This window comes from Bacillus sp. 3G2 (assembly GCF_044324725.1).
Classification (GTDB): Bacteria; Bacillota; Bacilli; order Bacillales; family Bacillaceae_G; genus Bacillus_A; species Bacillus_A mobilis.
Genome location: NZ_CP172246.1, coordinates 2,289,716 through 2,310,413, shown reverse-complemented (window position 1 = coordinate 2,310,413; position 20,698 = coordinate 2,289,716). Strand labels below are relative to the sequence as shown.

20 protein-coding genes are annotated in these 20,698 nt (G+C 34.3%); 5 read left to right on the top strand and 15 right to left on the bottom strand.

The features are described from left to right. Positions 1-53: 53 nt before the first annotated feature. The 5 genes from ACHZK0_RS11775 to ACHZK0_RS11755 all read right to left on the bottom strand — a co-directional run bounded on the left by ACHZK0_RS11775 (position 54) and on the right by ACHZK0_RS11755 (position 4,091). Positions 54-953, bottom strand: coding sequence for a BadF/BadG/BcrA/BcrD ATPase family protein (locus ACHZK0_RS11775; RefSeq protein WP_262742963.1), 900 nt, complete (start codon positions 951-953; stop codon positions 54-56). A gap of 18 nt (positions 954-971) precedes the next feature. Next, positions 972-2,123 (bottom strand): anhydro-N-acetylmuramic acid kinase AnmK, encoded by a 1,152-nt coding sequence (gene anmK / locus ACHZK0_RS11770; RefSeq protein WP_270606851.1) that lies wholly within the window; start codon positions 2,121-2,123, stop codon positions 972-974. Positions 2,124-2,145: 22 nt separating this feature from the next. Then, positions 2,146-2,412, bottom strand: coding sequence for a hypothetical protein (locus tag ACHZK0_RS11765; protein WP_262742962.1), 267 nt, complete (start codon positions 2,410-2,412; stop codon positions 2,146-2,148). A 78-nt stretch (positions 2,413-2,490) separates the two neighbouring features. Further along, positions 2,491-3,774, bottom strand: a complete 1,284-nt coding sequence (locus tag ACHZK0_RS11760; protein ID WP_270606838.1) for a PTS sugar transporter subunit IIC — start codon at positions 3,772-3,774, stop codon at positions 2,491-2,493. An 11-nt stretch (positions 3,775-3,785) separates the two neighbouring features. Further along, positions 3,786-4,091, bottom strand: coding sequence for a PTS sugar transporter subunit IIB (locus ACHZK0_RS11755; protein ID WP_262742960.1), 306 nt, complete (start codon positions 4,089-4,091; stop codon positions 3,786-3,788). Between the two features lie 226 nt (positions 4,092-4,317). Here ACHZK0_RS11755 and ACHZK0_RS11750 point away from each other — a divergent pair, with 226 nt between their 5' ends. Next, the gene (locus ACHZK0_RS11750) at positions 4,318-5,874 is read left to right on the top strand and encodes a glycoside hydrolase family 10 protein (protein WP_262742959.1); all 1,557 of its coding nucleotides are present in this window, start codon (positions 4,318-4,320) and stop codon (positions 5,872-5,874) included. A gap of 55 nt (positions 5,875-5,929) precedes the next feature. Here the strand turns inward: ACHZK0_RS11750 and ACHZK0_RS11745 are convergent, their stop codons facing one another. The 3 genes from ACHZK0_RS11745 to ACHZK0_RS11735 form a co-directional block, all read right to left on the bottom strand. Further along, positions 5,930-6,763, bottom strand: a complete 834-nt coding sequence (locus tag ACHZK0_RS11745) for a DUF3974 domain-containing protein (RefSeq protein WP_262742958.1) — start codon at positions 6,761-6,763, stop codon at positions 5,930-5,932. A gap of 24 nt (positions 6,764-6,787) precedes the next feature. After that, on the bottom strand, positions 6,788-7,900 hold the full coding sequence (locus tag ACHZK0_RS11740) for a toxic anion resistance protein (RefSeq protein ID WP_000137398.1): 1,113 nt from the start codon (positions 7,898-7,900) through the stop codon (positions 6,788-6,790). Between the two features lie 303 nt (positions 7,901-8,203). Then, a complete protein-coding gene (locus tag ACHZK0_RS11735; protein WP_262742957.1) occupies positions 8,204-8,788 on the bottom strand; it encodes an O-methyltransferase in 585 nt (194 codons plus the stop codon). Positions 8,789-9,099: 311 nt separating this feature from the next. Here ACHZK0_RS11735 and ACHZK0_RS11730 point away from each other — a divergent pair, with 311 nt between their 5' ends. Then, positions 9,100-9,258 (top strand): hypothetical protein, encoded by a 159-nt coding sequence (locus ACHZK0_RS11730; protein ID WP_001100983.1) that lies wholly within the window; start codon positions 9,100-9,102, stop codon positions 9,256-9,258. 35 nt (positions 9,259-9,293) lie between these two features. Here ACHZK0_RS11730 and ACHZK0_RS11725 read toward each other — a convergent pair whose 3' ends face one another. The 3 genes from ACHZK0_RS11725 to ACHZK0_RS11715 all read right to left on the bottom strand — a co-directional run bounded on the left by ACHZK0_RS11725 (position 9,294) and on the right by ACHZK0_RS11715 (position 13,067). After that, positions 9,294-10,163: a sigma-70 family RNA polymerase sigma factor gene (locus tag ACHZK0_RS11725; protein WP_395761583.1), complete on the bottom strand. Its 870-nt coding sequence runs from the start codon at positions 10,161-10,163 to the stop codon at positions 9,294-9,296. Next, a complete protein-coding gene (locus ACHZK0_RS11720) occupies positions 10,141-11,451 on the bottom strand; it encodes a phytoene desaturase family protein (protein WP_270344142.1) in 1,311 nt (436 codons plus the stop codon). The genes ACHZK0_RS11725 and ACHZK0_RS11720 overlap by 23 nt, the downstream gene beginning before the upstream one ends. A gap of 83 nt (positions 11,452-11,534) precedes the next feature. Beyond that, positions 11,535-13,067 (bottom strand): SMI1/KNR4 family protein, encoded by a 1,533-nt coding sequence (locus tag ACHZK0_RS11715; RefSeq protein ID WP_395761582.1) that lies wholly within the window; start codon positions 13,065-13,067, stop codon positions 11,535-11,537. Between the two features lie 225 nt (positions 13,068-13,292). Here ACHZK0_RS11715 and ACHZK0_RS11710 point away from each other — a divergent pair, with 225 nt between their 5' ends. Then, the gene (locus ACHZK0_RS11710; protein WP_061679243.1) at positions 13,293-13,925 is read left to right on the top strand and encodes a cupin domain-containing protein; all 633 of its coding nucleotides are present in this window, start codon (positions 13,293-13,295) and stop codon (positions 13,923-13,925) included. A 637-nt stretch (positions 13,926-14,562) separates the two neighbouring features. Here the strand turns inward: ACHZK0_RS11710 and ACHZK0_RS11705 are convergent. After that, positions 14,563-15,825 (bottom strand): exosporium glycoprotein BclB-related protein, encoded by a 1,263-nt coding sequence (locus tag ACHZK0_RS11705; protein WP_395761581.1) that lies wholly within the window; start codon positions 15,823-15,825, stop codon positions 14,563-14,565. A 465-nt stretch (positions 15,826-16,290) separates the two neighbouring features. Here ACHZK0_RS11705 and ACHZK0_RS11700 point away from each other — a divergent pair, with 465 nt between their 5' ends. Beyond that, the gene (locus ACHZK0_RS11700) at positions 16,291-16,581 is read left to right on the top strand and encodes a DUF4183 domain-containing protein (RefSeq protein WP_262743567.1); all 291 of its coding nucleotides are present in this window, start codon (positions 16,291-16,293) and stop codon (positions 16,579-16,581) included. Between the two features lie 61 nt (positions 16,582-16,642). Here the strand turns inward: ACHZK0_RS11700 and ACHZK0_RS26820 are convergent, their stop codons facing one another. Together ACHZK0_RS26820 and ACHZK0_RS11680 are read right to left on the bottom strand one after the other, a co-directional pair. After that, entirely contained in the window at positions 16,643-17,608 is a 966-nt protein-coding gene (locus tag ACHZK0_RS26820; protein ID WP_416351277.1) for a DUF4183 domain-containing protein, read from the bottom strand. Between the two features lie 738 nt (positions 17,609-18,346). Beyond that, entirely contained in the window at positions 18,347-18,961 is a 615-nt protein-coding gene (locus ACHZK0_RS11680) for a helix-turn-helix domain-containing protein (RefSeq protein WP_262743588.1), read from the bottom strand. A 59-nt stretch (positions 18,962-19,020) separates the two neighbouring features. Here ACHZK0_RS11680 and ACHZK0_RS11675 point away from each other — a divergent pair, with 59 nt between their 5' ends. Continuing rightward, complete coding sequence (locus ACHZK0_RS11675) at positions 19,021-19,605, top strand: LysE family transporter (protein ID WP_262743587.1); 585 nt, start codon at positions 19,021-19,023, stop codon at positions 19,603-19,605. A gap of 233 nt (positions 19,606-19,838) precedes the next feature. On the opposite strand, the gene ACHZK0_RS11670 is transcribed toward ACHZK0_RS11675, so the two are convergent. Then, positions 19,839-20,576 (bottom strand): N-acetylmuramoyl-L-alanine amidase, encoded by a 738-nt coding sequence (locus tag ACHZK0_RS11670; RefSeq protein ID WP_270606848.1) that lies wholly within the window; start codon positions 20,574-20,576, stop codon positions 19,839-19,841. Between the last annotated feature and the right edge of the window lie 122 nt (positions 20,577-20,698).

Genomic DNA, 20,698 nt, shown 5'->3' with positions numbered 1-20,698 from the left:
TTTATATATTTTAACATCATATATTTACAAATCATACAAAAATTCTCATACAGCTATTTTTTAAAATATTTATTCTTCATTAAATAATAGGTTCCTTTCACTGCTGGTTCTGATGGTGATACAAATGTAACATCTCCTATACTTTTATCACAGCATTTCTTAAACTCAGCATATATTTCAGGAACGAAACGCAATATGCTGCCACTTACTGCAATTGAAGCGGATAAATTAAACTGCATCTTATTGTAAATATTCACCGTCATTCTTGTTAATTCCTTAGCCGCTTGTAGAATAATTTTATGTGCATCATCATTCCCATTTCTCGCTTCCTCAATAATTAGCGGTGCAATTGCTGCAACTTTATCTTTTGAAAAACTATATACTAGTTGTTTTATATGAAACGATGTTAATAATTGAAACTCGTCTTGAATCCTCAAGCTTAATGGACAAAGTGTAACTCCTTGATCAAATTGATTGGCCATTCTCTTTAAACCTTGTAACGCAATCCAATATCCGCTTCCTTCATCTCCTAAAATATGTCCCCATCCACCACTATACTCGTACACTTCTCCTTTCTTTCCAATACAAATTGCACCTGTACCGCCAATCGTTAAAATTCCATCCTTCCCTTTTAAAGCAGCTGCATGTGCAATCATTGCGTCATTTAAAACTTCAATTTGTGTTCCGTACTTCTTTTTTAAACGTACTGTTAATTCATCCGTATTTATTCCACTTACACCGGCTAACCCTAAACAAATACAAACGCAATGCCCATTTAAAAACCCTTTCTGGCATTGATCAATCACTTCCATAATATGCACAAGAGCTTCTTCAAAATCTATTAATATATTTCCAAAACCACTTGTAGCTCTTACAATTTCGTTTCCGTCTTTATCAAATGCAATTGCTTCTGTCTTCGTTCCCCCGCCGTCTATACCAATCATGTACTTCATATGTTCGCCTCATTTTCATCATCTTATTGGAGGGAATGTTATATTCCCTAAAACTACAGATTGCGTTGCACCTGTTGCGCTCGGCACATTACTCGGATTACGATGATATGTTTCATTTGCAAAAATAGCAAATGCGATTGCTTCTTTCGCTTCTGAAGAATAGCCTATATCCTCCTGAAGGAATAATGTACATTTTTCTTCTTTCAATCCATGCCGTATCATTTCTACAAGTGTATCATTATAACTTCCGCCACCACCTAGAATTACCTCATCAATTTCATAATACGGCAAAATAAACTCCTTATAATGATAAACAATTGAACTTGCAGTAAACATCGTGACAGTCGTCAATATATTTTCTTTACTATGCTTTTCAAACCGCTTCAATAATTCACTTACAAATTCTTCTCCAAACTGTTCTCTACCAGTTGATTTCGGTGGATTCATTTTCAAAAATGGATGACTCATACAATATGTCAAAATTTCTTCCACAACTACTCCTTGTTTTGCAACCTTACCATTTTGATCATATGGCAACTGAAATAACCTTTGACATACTTCATCCATTATCATATTCCCTGGCCCTGTATCAAAAGCTATAACACTCTTATCACTTAGTTGACTTGGTATTACGGTAACATTACTGATCCCGCCAATATTTTGTAGTAGTCTATTTTTAGTTTGGTGACGATACAAAATAATCTCTGAATATGGTACAAGTGGTGCACCTTGTCCCCCTGCTGCCATATCCATCGTTCGAAAATTAGAAATAACTGTCGTTTTCGTTTCATACGCAATTACTGCTGGTTCTCCAATTTGTAATGTGGAAGGAATCATAGTACCATCTTGCTTTGGCTGATGATAAATCGTTTGTCCGTGAGAACCAATTACATCTAATTGTCCCAAAGGAAAATTGGCCTCTTTACAAACTTCCTTTACAGCACCTGCGAAGCATAAACCGAGTTTGAAATTTAAACTGCATATAAGTTGTACATTTGAATTTTCTATTGATAATGCCTGCTGGATCTCATTTTTCATATCATTACAAAATGGCACAGTAGTAAAATGTATTAGTTCAACTTTAGAACCTACACCGCTTCCTTCTATATGAACAAGTGCTACATCTATTCCGTCTAACGAAGTACCGGACATTAACCCTGCAATATACATAGCATGCATGACCTCCCCTTTACTAAAAAACAATCATGTAAGTTACAAACGTACAACCGATCGAAAATAATATAAATCTAAAAAACAACTGATTTTTTGATGCAAACGACCCATCAACGAAAGAAACAACTACTGTAAGCAAAACACTTGCCGAAATGCTTGTAACGAGCCATATACTATGCATTTGTGATAGATTTAACATTCTTAATAAAGGTACAAATAGTAAATTCGCACATATCACTCCAAATAGTAATAAAAATACACCTTTATAACTAAATTTTATATCCATTCCATTTCATCCTCTCCGGACTTCATGTGAAAGAAGTGATAGGCAAAATACCTATCACTCATAAAGACAGTTTAAAAATCACGGATTAACAGATTCTCCTTCTCCACTCTTTTCAATTTCAAGCATATTTTTGTCGTACATTTTAAAGAATGGTAGATAAATAAGAAATGATATTGCTATATTTATTAAAACTAATACAACTGCACGCCAATCTCCTCCCGTAGCTAAATATGCACCAATTGGAGCTGGTAGTGTCCATGGCGGCATAATGTGCGTTGGTGTTACAAATCCCATTGCAGTTGCTGAATATGCAACAGTTGCTGTTACAAGCGGGGTAATGATAAACGGGATAATTAAAATTGGATTTAGTACAATCGGTAATCCGAATATGACTGGTTCATTAATATTAAAAATACCCGGAACAATACAAGTTCTTGATAATGCTTTCGAATATTTTGATCGACCAAATACAATCATAGCTAATACAAGCCCTAATGTCGCACCAGAACCGCCAATCCATATAAACCATTGATATAACGGCTCTGGTGAAATGAAGGGCAACTGATCTGCTCCACTAGCAACTGCTTCGCCATTTTTGCCTAGGTATACTTCCCATAATGGCCGAGCAACAGTTCCAACAACCGACACACCATGGATTCCGAATGACCAAAAAAACGTAATTAAAAACACTGGAATGATTACACCGAAGTAACTATCCCCAGCTTTTACTAATGGTGCTGCTAATTTATCAACAACATGGTGTAAATCAATGCTAAAAACGACAGTTACTAGACTCATTATAATAATAACGAATGCAGCAGGTATAAGTGCTTCAAATGAACGCGACACAGATGGCGGTACTTGTTCTGGCATTTTAATCATTACATTTTTCGTCTTACAAAACCTTAAAATCTCTACGGATAAAATAGAAACAATCATCGTGACGAATAATCCATGACCTCCGAGATTTGTCATCGGAAGCATAAACCCTTTTTTATCAATTAATTCAGGCGTTAATGTTAATAGCAAGGAACATACTGCAAGCTGTGCCCCTGATAAAGCATCTAGCTTATAACTTTTCGCTAAATTATATCCTATTCCAAATGCTATATATAAAGACATAATAAACATCGTTAAACGATATGGTATTAATATACTTGTTTGATTTTTTAATGCCCAAACGGATATGAAACTATCTTTCGGTAATGGTGGAAATGCTACGATTAAAAAGAAACTTCCTACTATAATAAATGGTAACGCTGAAATAACTCCATCACGGATTGCTTGTAAATGCCTCTGTTCAGAAAGCCTTGCCATCGGTCCAGATAAGTTTTTATCAAGAAACGTGACAAACTTATTCATAACGCTTCCCCCTAACTAATTAATTCATTTACAGTTTTTAATAAAGTCGGTCCGCCAAGCGGTGTATATGCTTGCGGCGGAATGATACCACACGGAATAGATTCCTCTTCTGCAAATTTTTTAACTGAATCGAATCGATGTCTTATTTGAGGTGCAACCATTACAACATCCCAGCCATTCTTCACTTCTTCTTCCACTTCATTTGTTCCAATCGCATGCACTTCCATGTTTACCCCTTTTTTCTCCGCTTCTTTTTTTAAAGCGTTTACAACAATTGCACTGGACATTCCTCCAGAACAAACGAATAAAACCTTCATTTATTAATCCTCCTATACTTATAAATTAGCCCCTTCGAATGAAAGGAAGTTTCACTTTACTAACAAGCATATGAAGAAGTGAAAGAATTTAGTTATGATGAAAGTAAATTTCACTAAAAATATTTTTCCTATTAAATTAATGTTTCAATATGTATTTTTCTCAATTGTAAGAACAACCTTACCTCGGATATCATATTAGTTAACGATATAATAGGGAGGCGTATAAATGATTGTTAAACGTTTATTAATGATATGTTGTATCGCCATCTTTTTTATTCCTTTCTCTTTCATTTTTCCTCACTCTACTTACGCTGAAGTAACTACGTACAAAAAACATGAATTACGTGCTGTATGGATTGCATCTGTTCTTAATATTGATTGGCCCTCAAAAACTGGCTTACCCATCGAAAATCAAAAACAAGAATTTATTAGATTATTAGAAGATGTAAAAAACGCCGGTATGAATGCAGTCGTTGTACAAATAAAACCAACTGCTGATGCTTTTTACCCTTCCCATTACGGTCCTTGGTCTGAATACATTACAGGTACACAAGGAAAAGATCCTGGATACGACCCGCTCGCATTTATGATTGAAGAAGCTCATAAAAGAAATATAGAATTCCACGCATGGATTAATCCGTACCGAATAACGATGAATCACACTGATATAAATCGATTATCAAATAATCATCCTGCAAGGCAACATCCGGATTGGATTGTACCTTATGGTGGGAAATTATATTACAATCCTGGTATTCCAGAAGTGAAAAAGTTTATAACTGAAGGTGCTTTAGAAATCGTGCAAAATTATGATGTTGATGCGATACATATGGATGATTATTTTTATCCATATAAAGTAGCAGGTGAAGAATTCCCCGATCAAAAAACGTACGAAACCTATAATAACGGTAGATTTACAAATATAGAAGATTGGCGACGTGACAATGTAAATGAACTTGTCAAAGATTTAAATACTGCTATAAAACAAGAAAAATCATACGTAAAGTTTGGTATAAGTCCGTTTGGCGTATGGCGAAATATAGCTGACGATCCAACTGGCTCTAACACTACCGCAGGTCAAAGAAACTATGATGACCTTTACGCTGATACACGTGAGTGGATACAAAAAGGATACATTGATTACATTACACCTCAAATTTACTGGAATATTGGTTTCACACCAGCTGCATATGACATATTAGTAGATTGGTGGGTAAAAGAAACAAATAATAAACCGATTCACCTATACATCGGTCAGGCGGCTTATAAAATTAATAACAACTCCGTCCCCGCTTGGTTTGATCCTGAAGAATATCCAAGACAAATTGCATTAAACCGGTTATATCCTGAAATAAAAGGTAGTATGCATTTTAGCTTAAAAGATATTAATAACAATCCACTAGGGGTTAAAGATAGACTCGCAAAAGACATATATAAACATCCTGCACTTATTCCGCCTATGCCTTGGCTTGATCATGAGCCACCAAAACAACCAACTTTAAAAGGGGCCATTCCAAGAGATGAAGGTATTGCTGTGGGTATCATTGATGATAGAGAGAATGACTCTGCTTATTACGCCATTTACCGTGTAAATGGCAAAAATGAAGTGGATATAGAAAATCCAAAACATTTACTTACTACTGTAAGAAAAACAAAGCTTGGAGAAATTTATATAGATAAAACAACTATTTCTGGAGAGACGTATACGTATGTAGTAACTGCAGTTGATCGATTGCATAATGAAAGTATTGCATCTAGTCATACAACCGTTACAGCAAAATAACATCTAATAAAAAAGCGCCTTAAAAGCTACGAACTATAGCTTTAAGGCGCTTTTATTATTTATTCTTAAACTTCTCAGTCGCTGCTCTCATCTTCACATTCAAATCGTGATCAATCGAATCACGAATATCTCGCTCGACTACTTCCATTTCTTTTTGGAAATTTTGCAAGTAGATTTTTAGTTCTTCTTCTTTTTCTGGTCGTTGTGAAGGTGGTAATTGTACGACTAACGATAGCATAGCAATTAAATCTTTCATTAAGAATGTTTCAAGCTTATGTTGTTGTTCAAACATACGCTGCTCCTGATAATACGGCAAGGCATTTAATACTGAAATTGTAATATCATCAACCGTTCGTTGTAATGAAGGATTTATTGAGCGCTTATACGCTTGAATTGTATTTAATGCATCTGGATATCGATCATAAAAATACAATTTATAAAACGATAAGTCTGTCGGTTTTACTGTTTGCTGCGTTTCTTGTCTTAAAAAATCTTTTACTTTCATCGCCGCTACATCAATATCTTCATTTGTAAGTTTTTTCGTTGTTTTTGCCATTACATGTACTTTTTTCTGTTTTTCTTTCGGTAACATTGAGAATACTTGCTCTCTCGTACGTTGACCAGATGCACAGAAAAGAGTGTTTAATGTATACTGTTCTTTCTTTCCTTCTGTACGAATCCAGCGATAAAAGAGCGGATGTTGTGTAAATTCTTGTAGAAACGGTAATGATTTATTCGATAACTTATCTAAAGAATCATGTGCTCTTTTATATGGTTTCGTCCATGAAAAATACAGTTTACGTCCGAAATATACAACTAAAACAACGACAGTAAATGCGATTAAAAGCAATGTACCTAATAGTACTAATACGGTTTGAATGAAACTCATTTTTTCACCTCCTCTAAAAGTCTGTTATTTCCTTGGACGCTGAATGAGTTTTTGTTTCATTTCATCATTAAATGTATCTAGTTCAATAACAAACTTCTTACTTGACTCGATAATGCGTTCTGATGATTTCTCAGAAGCTTCAATCGCAGCAAACACATTTTGGAATGATTCGCGTAATTTATCCATGCTAATTGCAGGATTTTCAAGAAGTTTTGTTGTTTCTTCTGTATTTTGTTTTAATGCTTGTGAGTTACTTAATACCATAGATTCAATTGCTTCATTTGTCGCATTCACTGCATCAATTGTTTTACGCTGATTTGTTAATGCTAACTGGATAGCAGCTGAAACTGTTACGACGTTTTGTGTCATCGTAATGGCATTACGAATTGCCTCTGTTAACTTTTCATTATTTTTCTTAATAATATCTACAGATGCGATAGATTGTAATAATACACTTTTTGCTTGCTGCATATTACGTGTACGCACTAGAATCTTTTCTAATGCATCGTTAATTAATGGAATATCTCTTTGACGTTCTGGATTTTGTTTCTCAGCTTCCAGCATGCCAGCAAGTTTTCTCCCTAAGTATACTTGCTTATCAAGAGCGTGAATTTTATCGTGCGATTGCTCTTTAAGCATTTCAAGACCAACTGTATCTTCTTGTAAGTTGTCACGACCAATTAGAAGGGATCTTATAATCTCCTCAATTTGCTTATCTATAGATTGATATTTATGCACGTATGTTTCAAGTGGATTTTTCTTGAATACTTTAAACATAATTTTCTTCATACCACTTGCTTTTAATGAATTTGGATCAAGTTCTGATACCACTTTTCGTAATTCTAACAATGTATTTGGAATTTCTTCGTTCTTTCCATTCATCATCGCTGTTACAGGACGTTTTAGTGCTGACAACGTTTGTCCTGCTGCTTGTTGCTCTTTATCTCCTAAATCTCCTAGCTGAGACAATACTTTTGATAAATCTGTATTTTGTTCGCTATTTAACTTTTGTACATAAAGATCAGCTTCTTTATTCAGTTCTTCTAATTCTGCATCTTTTATAACTGTATCAACCACTACTTCTACATTATTATCTTTCACAATCGATACAGGTTCTTTTTTCTCGAGTTCAGTCAACAAAATCGCTCCTTTATTTATATGTGCGAATTTATATGCACTATATTTCATCTCATTCATCGAATTCCACTTGTTTGAAACCGATTTTTCAAGAAATACCTGCATATGCAGTCATTCCCTGTTTCTTACTATAAGTATACCTGTTCTCAACATTATTTTCCTCAGACTTAAGACCTAGAGAACAACATGCTGAAGGCCGATTCTTCATATATTACGTATATAAATTATGTTCTTCTTATCCTACTGTATGCAATCTTTTGACATACACCCTTTTTCAATGTGATAATTAAATTGTACTCACTCCTATTTCTTCTTGCGCGCTACGAATGCTCCATTTTGAAATGCCAATAACACCGTTTCAAACATTTCATCTTCTTCAATCATGTTTATAAACTCGGCTAACTCACTCGCATGAGAAGTAGCATTATCAACAACAAGAAAACCCTTTGGTTGTAAAATGCGTTTTATATGCTCAAGCCACCACATGTATTGCGTACGCTCTGAATCTAGGAAAATAAAATCAAATGAATGATTTAGCTGTGAATCTAAAAATGCCCCTGCTTCTTGATTATGAATATCAATCCTTTGCAAAAGGTTTACCTTTTCAAAATTGACAAGTGCCTCTCCAACTCGTTCCGAAGAAAGCTCTACAGTTGTTACATTTCCATTTGTTTCTTCTACCGCGTTAGCTAACCACAATGTAGAATAGCCATTAGAAGTCCCAATTTCTAAAATGTTTTTTGCTCTACATCCTTTTACTAAAATTGATAAAAATTGCCCCATTTCACGAGAAATATTCCGTAATTTTTCTTCCCGTGTTTTTTTATTTCGATCATGCTCTTCTCCATATTGTTCAAGTTGAAATAATAATGAATCTAACGTATCCATTTTTTCATCGCCTTTCCAAAGCAATATGATGAAAAAGCTCTTGCTGCCCGTCTACTTTCATTATATGCGAAATGAAAACCTTTTTCTCGTTATATGACAAAGATTTAAATTTTTTTATAGCATATTGTTTCGTTTTTTGGTAAAGTTAATTTCTACGTGCAATTATTCCATTCATACTATTTTTAATTCAATTGCAGTTATTAAATCATATAAACCCCAATTAAATGAATCGGTATTTCAAATTCAATTAAGCGCCCTTTCCGGACGCATTTTCTTTTGTTTATATATTTCTAGAAGAAAGGATGCTTACAATGAACGTGATTAGCTTAGATGCTGCTAGAAAACGAAAACAGCATAAAAAATTAATGATTACTATACCGATTATTTCACGTATTTATGAAGAAGACGGGGAAATTAAATTTGAGGTAGCAGGCGAAAAAGATGTACCTCTTGAAATGTTAGAGAAATAATCAAAAAGACGCACTTCTAAAGAAATGCGTCTTTTTTATACTGTTACATTTAAGTGCATAAGTTTTTCAGGATTAACCATCATATAAATGTTTGAGATTTTCTCATCCTCAAATGCAAATGAAAGTACATAAGTCACTTTATTATTTAATGAAACTATAACTCCTGGTGCACCATTTACCTTTTTGAATTCAACTGTATACTCTTCTGTCAATCGTTTTGCAATTCCAAAGAGCAAACGTATAATTTTATCCGCAGAATAAATCGGATTAATAGCCGTTGTAACTTTACCGCCACCATCTGATTTGAATATCGCATCTGTTTTTAATACTTCTATCATACCTTGCGCATCCCCACACTGCAATGCTGATACAAATTTCTCTACATAAGCAGCCATCTTCTTCGTACTTAATGTTGACTGCTTCGGCTTATTCAAAATACTTTTTCGTGCACGTTGAAAAATTTTCCGGCAGTTCACACTACTCTTATCAACAATTGAAGCGATTTCTTCGTAGTCATAACTGAAAACCTCTCTTAATATGAAAACAACCCTCTCTACCTCAGTCAGTTGTTGTAAAAGTAATAAATATGCTGTAGAAATTGATTCTTTCATTACAAATGACTCTGATGGATCATTAATCTCTTCCACAAATGGCTCTGGCAACCACATTCCGACATATACGTTACGTTTATGTGCTGCCGAACGTAATTTATCAATTGAGCGGTTTGTTACCATTTTACATAAATAGGATCTCATATTTTCTATAACTTGAACGTCCTCCATATTATTAAGCGATATAAATACGTCATGAACGATATCTTCGGCATCCATAACACTCCCAAGGATTCTATATGCTAACGAAAATAATAATGATTGATACGTTTCATATAATTGCTCCGCTTCCATGATGAACTGCCTCACTTTCGGATTGCTTTAAAATGTGTAACGCTGCACGTTTTCCGCTTGCTACCGCAGCATCAGCTAATATTTCATCATGCCCAACCCAATCTCCTGCAACATAAACACCTGGCAGTTCACGTATATTAGGACCAGGGTTTTCAACACGGTCAATATGAGGAAAATCATGTACTACCGATATTTTCGGTAAATATTGCTGTGCAACAACTTCTCTTTTCCAATTCGGATGTAACAATTCCATCGTATTTTCTAACTGCTCTTTATCTTCTTGAATATGATTCAGCTCTAGCATTGGGTTGTGATACTTAATTAGACTCACTGCAATTGATCCATCTTCACTTAATTTAGCTGCTCTCGATTGATTTGTGAAAAATATAGGTTGATCTAATCCCAATGCAAAATGATGCAAAGGATTCGGTAATTGTTTTAAACCGATATCTAATGCTGCCGCGGTCACTTGTATAGATCGCTCACTCCATTTTTGCAAACTTGTTCCTTCTGCACCTTTTATAATTTTACAAGCTTCTTTAGGCGAGGTTGTTACAATGACTGCACCTGCTTCAAATACTTCATCGTCAAAACATTGTATTCTTTGTTTCCCTTCACAATACTCTATTTCCAACACATTCTTTTTAGCTAGAAATTGCACACCACTAGTACTTGCAATATCCCTAAAATTTGTTATTATCGTCTCCCAACCACCATCTACATAAAGTACCCCTTCTTTCATAGAAAGCTGTATTTGCTTTAATACTGAAGATGCTAATTGTATTGTAGGAGCATACGTATATGTTGTTGTTCGGCATAATGCATAAAATATATTTCGAACCATTGGATCATTAATTTCATTTTCTGCCCATGTAGTTAGACTCATTTTCGGAACTTTTCCTACATCTAATTTTCCTAAATGAATCATAAGACGAGAGAACTGTATTTTTGCAGACCATGAAAGTAACGGCGTTGATAAAATTGAGCGAAAATCTGTTGGGATGGTAAAAATACCCCCTTTCCATATTCCATGTGCTTTTGTAGATGGGATTCCACCAGGAAGATTTATACCTAACTCATAAAAAGTTTTAAACGCTTCCCCACCTCTATATAAAGCATGTGCACCAAGATTCATACAAATGCCCTTTTTATTTATAGTCATCCCTCGACCACCGAATTGACTGGACTTTTCTAATACAATAACCTTCCTTCCAGCTTTCGCTAAATATATAGATGCTGTTAATCCAGCAAGCCCACCACCAACAATTACTACATCCAAATTTTTCACAACAAAATCCCTCCTTATCCGTTCTACATACAAGACGAACGATTAACGAGGGATGTGACATTCAGTGATACATAATTTATTTTCTAATCCATTACATGCTGATGCCAAATTTCTCTTTCTTCTTCACTCATTCCTCCAATTATTTTTGAAAAATCTATTTTTCTATCAAATGAGTTTTTTAACATATAAAATTGTTCAAACGAACCTGTAAATATTTTTAATGAATGAGAACAACAAATCGTTTCAAGGTTATCAATTGTTGTGCCATCTAATTCTAATTCTATTAGTCCTTTCATTTTACCTAATGCGGCTCCATCCTTTACTTTTGTATCTGTCAACTTTATATTTTGAATTGACGAATTGTGTTTTAAGCAATTTAAATTAGCAATGATGCTATTTTCAAATTCAATTGTTATTAGTTTTTTTAAATTCTGCAAAACAAGCAAATCCAATTCACTAACATTCTCTAAACTTAAAATATATAAATGCTTTAAATTATCTACTTTCGAAATCGCATAGAGCTGCTCACAATTTGAAATATGTACTGTAAGAGATTCTAAATTTTGAAACTTCGGTAGCAACGAAAAGTCTTGAATACTAGTATGTGAAATATCTAATTTTTTTAATGATGATATTACTACAAGTTCCGATAGATTATTAATCTTCGTATTCTTTATATTCATTTCTTGTAAGTGCTGCAAACGTAATAATGGCGTTAAATCTTGAACCGGGTTATTTACTAAATACAACTTCTTTAAAGAATCTACTCGTTCTAATCCTGTTAAATCTTTAATTTCATTTCCAGATAAAATTAGTTCTCTCGCTTCCGTACACATCTGTAACGGACTAATATCTACTAATCCATTTCCACCTAAATATAATCGCTTCTCTCTAATAAACTTACCTGCACACTCAGGTGGACCCACTATATTTCTCCAATTCTCATCTAAACTATCGTACCAATCATGAATGTTATTTTCAGATTGAAATATAAATTGAGGATGTAAAACAGGTAATTCAATATTAAATAAAGCGTCTAAAAAGTGTATATTATTGTTAGCACCATAACTCCAATATACATAGTCTTCTTCTTGGTGAATGGTGAAATTTTTATTTTTTAGCGTTTGTAAAATAAATAGTAACAAGTCTGAAATTCTATTCGCAATTACATATTTTACTTCTTCATCTCGTCCAAAATTAATAACTTGCCCCACTTTTCCCTTTTCATCTGGATCAACATCTATTCCTATATTGTTACCGCCATAATCTTTACTAATAGGTATCCAATTGTGATTCACATATCTTTCCTTAATACATTCTGTTGGTATTGAAAATGCATCAAAATTTAAAAAATCATCCTCTTCAATTCTTTTCCATATTCTCCACTCATCCAAAACTTGATTTAATGAAAGAAATGGCAAACCAAAAAATAACCCTGGTCCTGATTTATCCTCACCGTTATGTGCAAGATAAAGATTACGTAATTCATCTGGAAACGCAATTCCCATTTCATTTTCAGCATCTTGAATTTCTTCTATTGTTGCAGGCGCATTCAAAAACGGTTTAAAGTAATTTTTTAATTCAACTTCCAACTCTTTTAAAATAGTTTGATTCATTTTCTGTACTCCCCTTATAATACAAATTAAAAAAGTGCCGTATTTTACATTAATTGTAATTAAATGCACCTTTTTTCGCAATGAAACTGTTGTAATTATATTGCATACCAACGAACAATTTTATCACTTTACAAACCAAGAGCAGCAGCACTTTCACATTTCAATAACTAGACTCATATCTTAAATTCAAATTGCATGAAAATATAAGAAAGGCGGGTAATACAAATGACTTCTAGTATCGACTACACTTCCCCCTCAACTAATTTCACCTATGATTTAAGTAAAAGTAATTTTTTTAAAAAAGATGCCCAAAATTATATAAACGTACTTGGCGTGAAACAATTAAATACGTTAGAAAATACTTCTTTACTAGATATTTATTTAAGTACTGGAAATGTTGTAGAGCCGCATATTCATCAAAATGCAGCTGAACTAGTTTACTGTATTTCAGGATCTGCTGTTGTTTCTATACTGAATCCTTTTACAAATCAAATATTAAACTTACCGATAAAACCAGGGCAAGTTGCCAACATTCCAAAAGCGTGGTGGCATTATGAAATTGCTACAACAGATAGTACTCATTTATTAGCTATTTTCGACGCCCCAACCCCAGAAGTTATTTTTGGTTCTGATATTTTAAGATTAACTCCCGCAAATTTGATGGCTCATACTTACTGCCTTGATGAACAACAATGGAAACAAGCGGTATCCCCTATTCAATCCACTACAGTAATTGGTCCTTCAGCAAACTGTAATCAAAACCGCGGAATGATAAACCCACCAACACAGCCTCCTAGTCCACAACAAAATTTATATTATCAAGATTCATATTATTTCCCTCTTTACTGGGGATATTAATTTATATCATGAATAAACAATAAAAAATCTCCTTGGAAAATACGTAGGAGATTTTTTATTGTTTACACTCCATTCCTATTTTTATCGTAACAATTAATAGAGTACATACATATAATATTTATATATTTAATTGGAGGTGATAGTACTATGAGTAATTATAACTATCGAAAAAACTACTCTCATAATAAAAATAGTAGTTCATCAACATCCTCTCAGTCTTCGAATTCTCAATCTTCCAATTCCCAATCACAAAGAGATTTAGCCGAGCAAGGATATGTAAAGAAAAAAGGATGTAACTGCAATAAAAACAAATAGTTTATTACTAATTTGAACAACCGCATTTCCACTTTCACAATAAATAAATTACTTCCCTTGTATAAAAGTTTATTTTATGGATGAATTCTATTTTTAATAGAATTCATCTTTTTTTATTTATAGGTAATTTTTTAACCTATATAGCTTATTCCATAAACAATAAAATTTAAAACATACATTTTTATTTTATACCAGCTTAACAAAAAGAAACTTCTCAATTGATTTATTACCTTTCTTCCCATAAAATATAGCCCTTCCTAATAAGATTAGGAAGGGCTATATACAAACGCCAGTTCGAATTTCAAAAAGACATTGTAACAAATTAGACGATATTAATACCTGCACTTACAAATCCAGCTACTGCAGCTATTGGACTTGCTGCTGTTAATGAAACATATAACAGTATTTTATCTCCAGCAGCTACTGGAATAGCTTCAGGTATGATTCCCGATGCTGTAGCACCAATCGCTATTACAGCAAATGCTGGTGCTAATAATAGAGGTGCTCCCTGTACTGTAAACGTATTACTTGCTGCTGGTGCAGTTAATATTTGTATTTGCACTTGCACAGGTGATAATGGAGCTAATGCAGCTGTTGCACTAAAGAAACCTGCTAACGACGTAATAGTTCCTGCTCGTGGTGCTACGAATGCATAATCACCTACACCTAACGCTAAAGTGATACTAGTTCCACCAGTTAAAGCTACGCCAGGTTGACTAAATCCAAATCCAAGAAGAGTTCCTGTATTAGCTACTAATGCGTTAACTAACGCAGATGGTGTTGTACCTGAAGCGAATGGAATAATAGCTCCACCACCAGTTGCACCAGTTGCTCCTGTTGACCCTGTCGCTCCCGTTGGACCTGTCGCTCCCGTTGGACCTGTTGCTCCTGTTGGGCCTGTTGCTCCTGTTGGGCCTGTTGCTCCTGTTGGGCCTGTTGCTCCTGTTGCTCCTGTTGCTCCTGTCGGGCCTGTTGCTCCTGCTCCTGTCGCTCCTGTTGGACCTGTTGGACCTGTTGCTCCTGTTGCACCAGTTGCTCCTGTTGGGCCTGTTGCTCCTGCTCCTGTTGGACCTGTTGCTCCTGTTGCTCCTGTTGCTCCTGTTGCTCCTGTTGCTCCTGTTGCTCCTGTTGCTCCTGCTCCTGGAGTAGCGCCAATTAATTGAGTTAATAAATTTAATAGAAGTTGTAAACTTGCAGGATCAATAATTAAAGAGAAGAAGAATGGTGCAAGAGCACTGTAGAATTGTTGTAATAAAGAAAGTAATTCGCTTATGTCTGGATTAGGAGATTGGAGTACATTGATAATACTTTGGATTAATTGTTTTAAATAATTACCTTCTGGAGATGGTGCTAATCCATTTAGTAAATTTAGTAGCTGAGTAAACAAATTGAGTAAATTTAATCTGTTTGCATCACTTGGATTTGCAAAAAACGCTGCAATAGCCGAAATTAAAGAATTTAGTAAAGTGATTAATTGCCCTAATTGAGTGCTAGTAATTGGAACTGTCTGTGGATTATTACAACATTCCGGAGTGAAAACTATCGGATTATTACAGTTATTATGACCAAAACAATTATTTGTCATTTTTTTCCTCCTTACTTGTCTTATTGAGTATTTTCCTATTTATAAGAAACATAAAACCCTACAAAAAGCTGTATTATATATCCACTTAAAATAGGAAACATGAATGATAATTAAACTTTACAACGTTATTTAATTATGTTCATGACTCACATATTAATTATATGTTTTTAATAATTGACTGCTTAGATTAAACACCTAAACTTAAGAGTTTATTTTATTTTTCCACGTTTATCTCTTAGGTCCAAAAGCACATTTTAATTTGAGTATAAAAACTAAGCATTAGCATACAACCAACAAGTAACAAGTAACAACACTAGCTTTTCAGATAAGTCACAATGATAACTTTCCTAAAATTATGTTCTCTCAATAATCATGTAGCCGTCTCTATTATTGAAAACTCTCATACAATATATCGGACAAGTTATTCTATACTTCGTTCCCAAAAATTGAGGAGGTCAGAGTTAATTGCCAATCATCCAACCATTTATGGCATCTAGAAGATTTACATCTACACTAAGTGCCGGAACAGGTACAGGTGCAGCTTTTGCGATTGCTGCAACAGCTTGTTTAAATGATGCAGGTACTACTGCAACCACTTTTCCGACTTTTACGTATTACAACTTATATGTTAATGGCATTCTTCAACCTAGTGTGAACTCCAGTGTTACTACTGGACCTACTGGTGCTATTACAATTCCTGGCGGAGATGCATTAGACGGCGGAATTCCAATTACAATCGAATTTATCGTCACTTAGTGTTATCTACTTTAAAGTAAAACAAAAAGACAGATTCTTTTTATTTAAGAATCTGTCTTTTTTAATTAATAGTGATAAATTGCAAAATAATTGATGAACCTTGTGATGGTGGTTGATCATCCAATAAAGTTAACTGACCAGTACTAACCTGATAAAATGGTTGTGGTTGAAGTATTCCATTAATAAACAAATTAATATAGGAAACCTCATCAGGAGATAATATGTGAGTTGTACCATATTGAGCTATCCCATCCGAATCTGTATATATAAATTTTACTCCATCTGCAAAAGTGTAAAATAATAAATTAGTTGTTGTTATGGGACCAATAACTCCAGTTGGACCTGTTAGGCCTGTTGCTCCGGTAGTTCCTGTTAAACCCGTTGTTCCTGTTAATCCCGTTGCCCCTGTTAATCCCGTCGGTCCTGTTAATCCCGTCGGTCCCGTTAATCCCGTTTCTCCTGTTAATCCCGTCGGTCCCGTTAATCCCGTTTCTCCTGTTAATCCCGTCGGTCCCGTTAATCCTGTTGCTCCTGTTAAACCCGTCGGTCCTGTTAATCCCGTCGGTCCTGTTAATCCCGTCGGTCCCGTTAAGCCCGTTTCTCCTGTTAATCCCGTCGGTCCTGTTAAGCCCGTTTCTCCTGTTAATCCCGTCGGTCCCGTTAATCCCGTTTCTCCTGTTAATCCCGTCGGTCCCGTTAATCCCGTTTCTCCTGTTAATCCCGTCGGTCCCGTTAATCCTGTTGCTCCTGTTAAACCCGTCGGTCCTGTTAATCCCGTCGGTCCCGTTAATCCCGTCGGTCCCGTTAATCCCGTTTCTCCTGTTAATCCCGTCGGTCCCGTTAATCCCGTTTCTCCTGTTAATCCCGTCGGTCCCGTTAATCCTGTTGCTCCTGTTAAACCCGTCGGTCCCGTTAAGCCCGTTTCTCCCGTTGGAATATAAATTGGTGGAAGAACTGGAAAGGTAGGTCCAATATTTTCAGGTCCTATCATACCTTTATTCAAGGATAATTTGTCATTGTGGTTCACTTGAATACCTCATTCCACATGTTTTTTTATTCATTCAAATCATTAACATCTATTATTAAAGAATAACTTAATAACTATCCTCTTTTTTCAAATGACTAACCTATTAAACATTTTACCATTGTTATAACTACTACTAAAAACTCTCACTTCCCGGCTTTATTTTTTATTCCACAATATCCACTTCAAATTAATAAAATAATTCCACTTCACCGGATCTCCCTCTAACAATTATACAAAATGATTAAAAAATGATTCATACTTTTTATAAGTCACTTTCTTACACACTTAAGTAATAAAGCGAAAGTTTAATCAGTAGGAATTTTATCCGTCCCCACTAATAATTAGTTAAACCAATCGGTCGTTTATGTGAAGCCCGAACCCCACTTAAGATCTTTGCTCCAGCTGAAATTTGAGGTGGGAGTTTTACTGCCAGTTAATACGGGATAATAAATACATTACACTATATTCATAGTAGAAATTATCTATACTAAATTTTCCGTATATACATTATCAATTTACACTTTTCCCTGCGGATGTTACATTGAATAAGAAGACGTTTTCTCAAATGCGAACCATCTCAAAGCGTAGTTGAGAAACATACTCCAATCCTATACGCGAGAGCAATACTATGTTGACACTCAAACGAGTGTCTTTTTTTATGAATTAATAAAATAAAACCATCTCTTATAGATGGTTTATCAACACACATTGCTTTTTATTCTTGATATAATTGCAAGTTTATGTAGCTGGATAATAAATGGTCATACTTAACCGAGTTAGCGTACGTCCAGAATTATGATAAGAGTGCTGTCTATCTGCCTTAAAGCGAATTGAATCTCCGCTATTTAATGTATATTGACAATCTTTTATTTCCATTGTCAATTCCCCTTCAAACACCGTTATAAACTCTTCTGTACCTTCTTTATGACCTTCTGAAATTAATTTTCCTTCTGTTTCAATTTCAACCGTATAGATTTCAAAGTTCCTATCACCTTGAAAAGGAAAAGAAGGATACACTTTATATCTCCCACTGTCTTCTGATAATACTTGAACATCATTTCGTAACACAATTTTTGTATCCGGTTGCGGATTATTGATTAAAGTAGTAAAAGACACTTTCAAACCATTAGCAATTTTCCATATCGTAGTTAATGTCGGGCTTGACTCTCCTCTTTCAATTTGCCCAATCATCGTTTTACTCACACCTGTTAATTGAGAGACTTTTTCTAAACTCATTTTCTCTTTTTCACGTATTGTTTTTAAATTTTTTGCTAAAATAAGTTGAATTTCTTCCATAAAAAACACCCCTACACTATATACAATATAACGACCGTTATGTATAATAAAAAGCACACGTTATATTGTTCTTTTCGGTCATTATAACACACATCAAATAATTAGGGGGTTTTGAAATGCCTATATTTTCTTTTTTATTATTTGTTTTTATAAGTAGCTTCACACCCGGACCTAACAATTTTTTAGCTATGACATATGCCAATCAACATGGTTTGAAACGGAGTATGCAATTTTGCTTTGGGGTAGCTTTCGGATTTTTCATACTCACTTCCTTATGTAGCTTCTTTAATATTGTACTAATTAATATCCTACCTATAATCGAATTCCCTTTAAAAATTTTAGGTGTAATATATATGCTATATTTAGCTTTTAAAATACTCACTAGTAAAACTAGTACAGATCCAGATGAAAAACCTAATAAAAACTTATTTACAGTCGGGGTTTTTCTTCAATTTGTTAATCCTAAAGGAATACTATTTGGGCTGACTGTAGTATCAACTTTTATTCTCCCTTACTATAATTCATATTCAAGTTTTCTACTATTTTCATTATTTCTAGGTGTAGTCGGGTTAATGAGTACATTTAGTTGGAGCTTATTTGGTTCCATGTTCCAAAAATTTTTATTAAAACATACGAAATCTTTTAACATCATTATGGCCGTTTTATTAGTTTTCAGTGCTATTTCAATTGTAGTCAATTAAATTCGAATTCTAAATTTCATTTCTTTTTAAAAGTATGTTTTTAAAATTTTGCTAAGATACCCAATTAATCTTCCACTTACATGCATTACTTATCAATTTTCAAGGCGTGAGTCACCTGAACCTAATCATATTTATACGAGATAAAATTATAAAAAGAGGATTACTCATAATAAGTAATCCTCTTTTTATGTCCTATGATTTTTTAAACATTGTGTTCCACTAAACGAGAACCTTTACTTAACTTCATACCACCAGCCTTTACGATCAAGCCAACCCGTCATACCATTTAATTGGTTATCTGATGTTGGATCGGAAATAAAATATGTTAATCCATCAGGCTGTAAAATAAATTTAGCTGTCATTTTAACTGAATTTAAAGCTTGCATAGCTTCAGGAACTTCATATGGTGAGAAAGCGCCTGATTGAATGATATTTTGTTTGGATGGTGGAGTTGTCCCACCAGATTGCCCAGTTAATGCATATACAATTGAATTAGCAATCTTATCTGGATCCCATTTTTCCATATCTGCTTCATTATCGATAAATCCAAGTTCAATTAAAATTGCGGGTGCTTTCGTATTAGATAACACATAAAGGTCTTTTCGTTCCTTCGCACCACGATTTGACCAGCCAATATCTTTTGAAAGTTGCGCTGCTATCTTTGCTGATAAAACTTGTTGGTCATAGTACAGAACTTCAACACCATTAGCTTTCGTATCATATGAGTTTAAGTGAAATGAAACTACTAAATCTACATCATGTGAGTTTGTTTTTGATACAATGTTATTTAAATTTTGTGCTTGCGTTGTCCCTACTTCATCAGTATCATCATAAACTGTATGCCCTAATGCTCTTAATTTAGCAACAACTGCATCCTTAACTTGGCGATCCATAATGTGTTCTTTCCGATTTCCATAATTCGCACCCTGTACAATACTATTGTGTCCTGCATGTAAACTATATCTAGCCATTGTTCCACATCCCTTTTTTATTACTATATTCAAAGCTCGTCTTATTGTCCGGTCAAATATCCTGTACATCTCCAGCAAACAAAATTTAGACACTAATCTAGTTTTAAATTTTTAATTCTAGA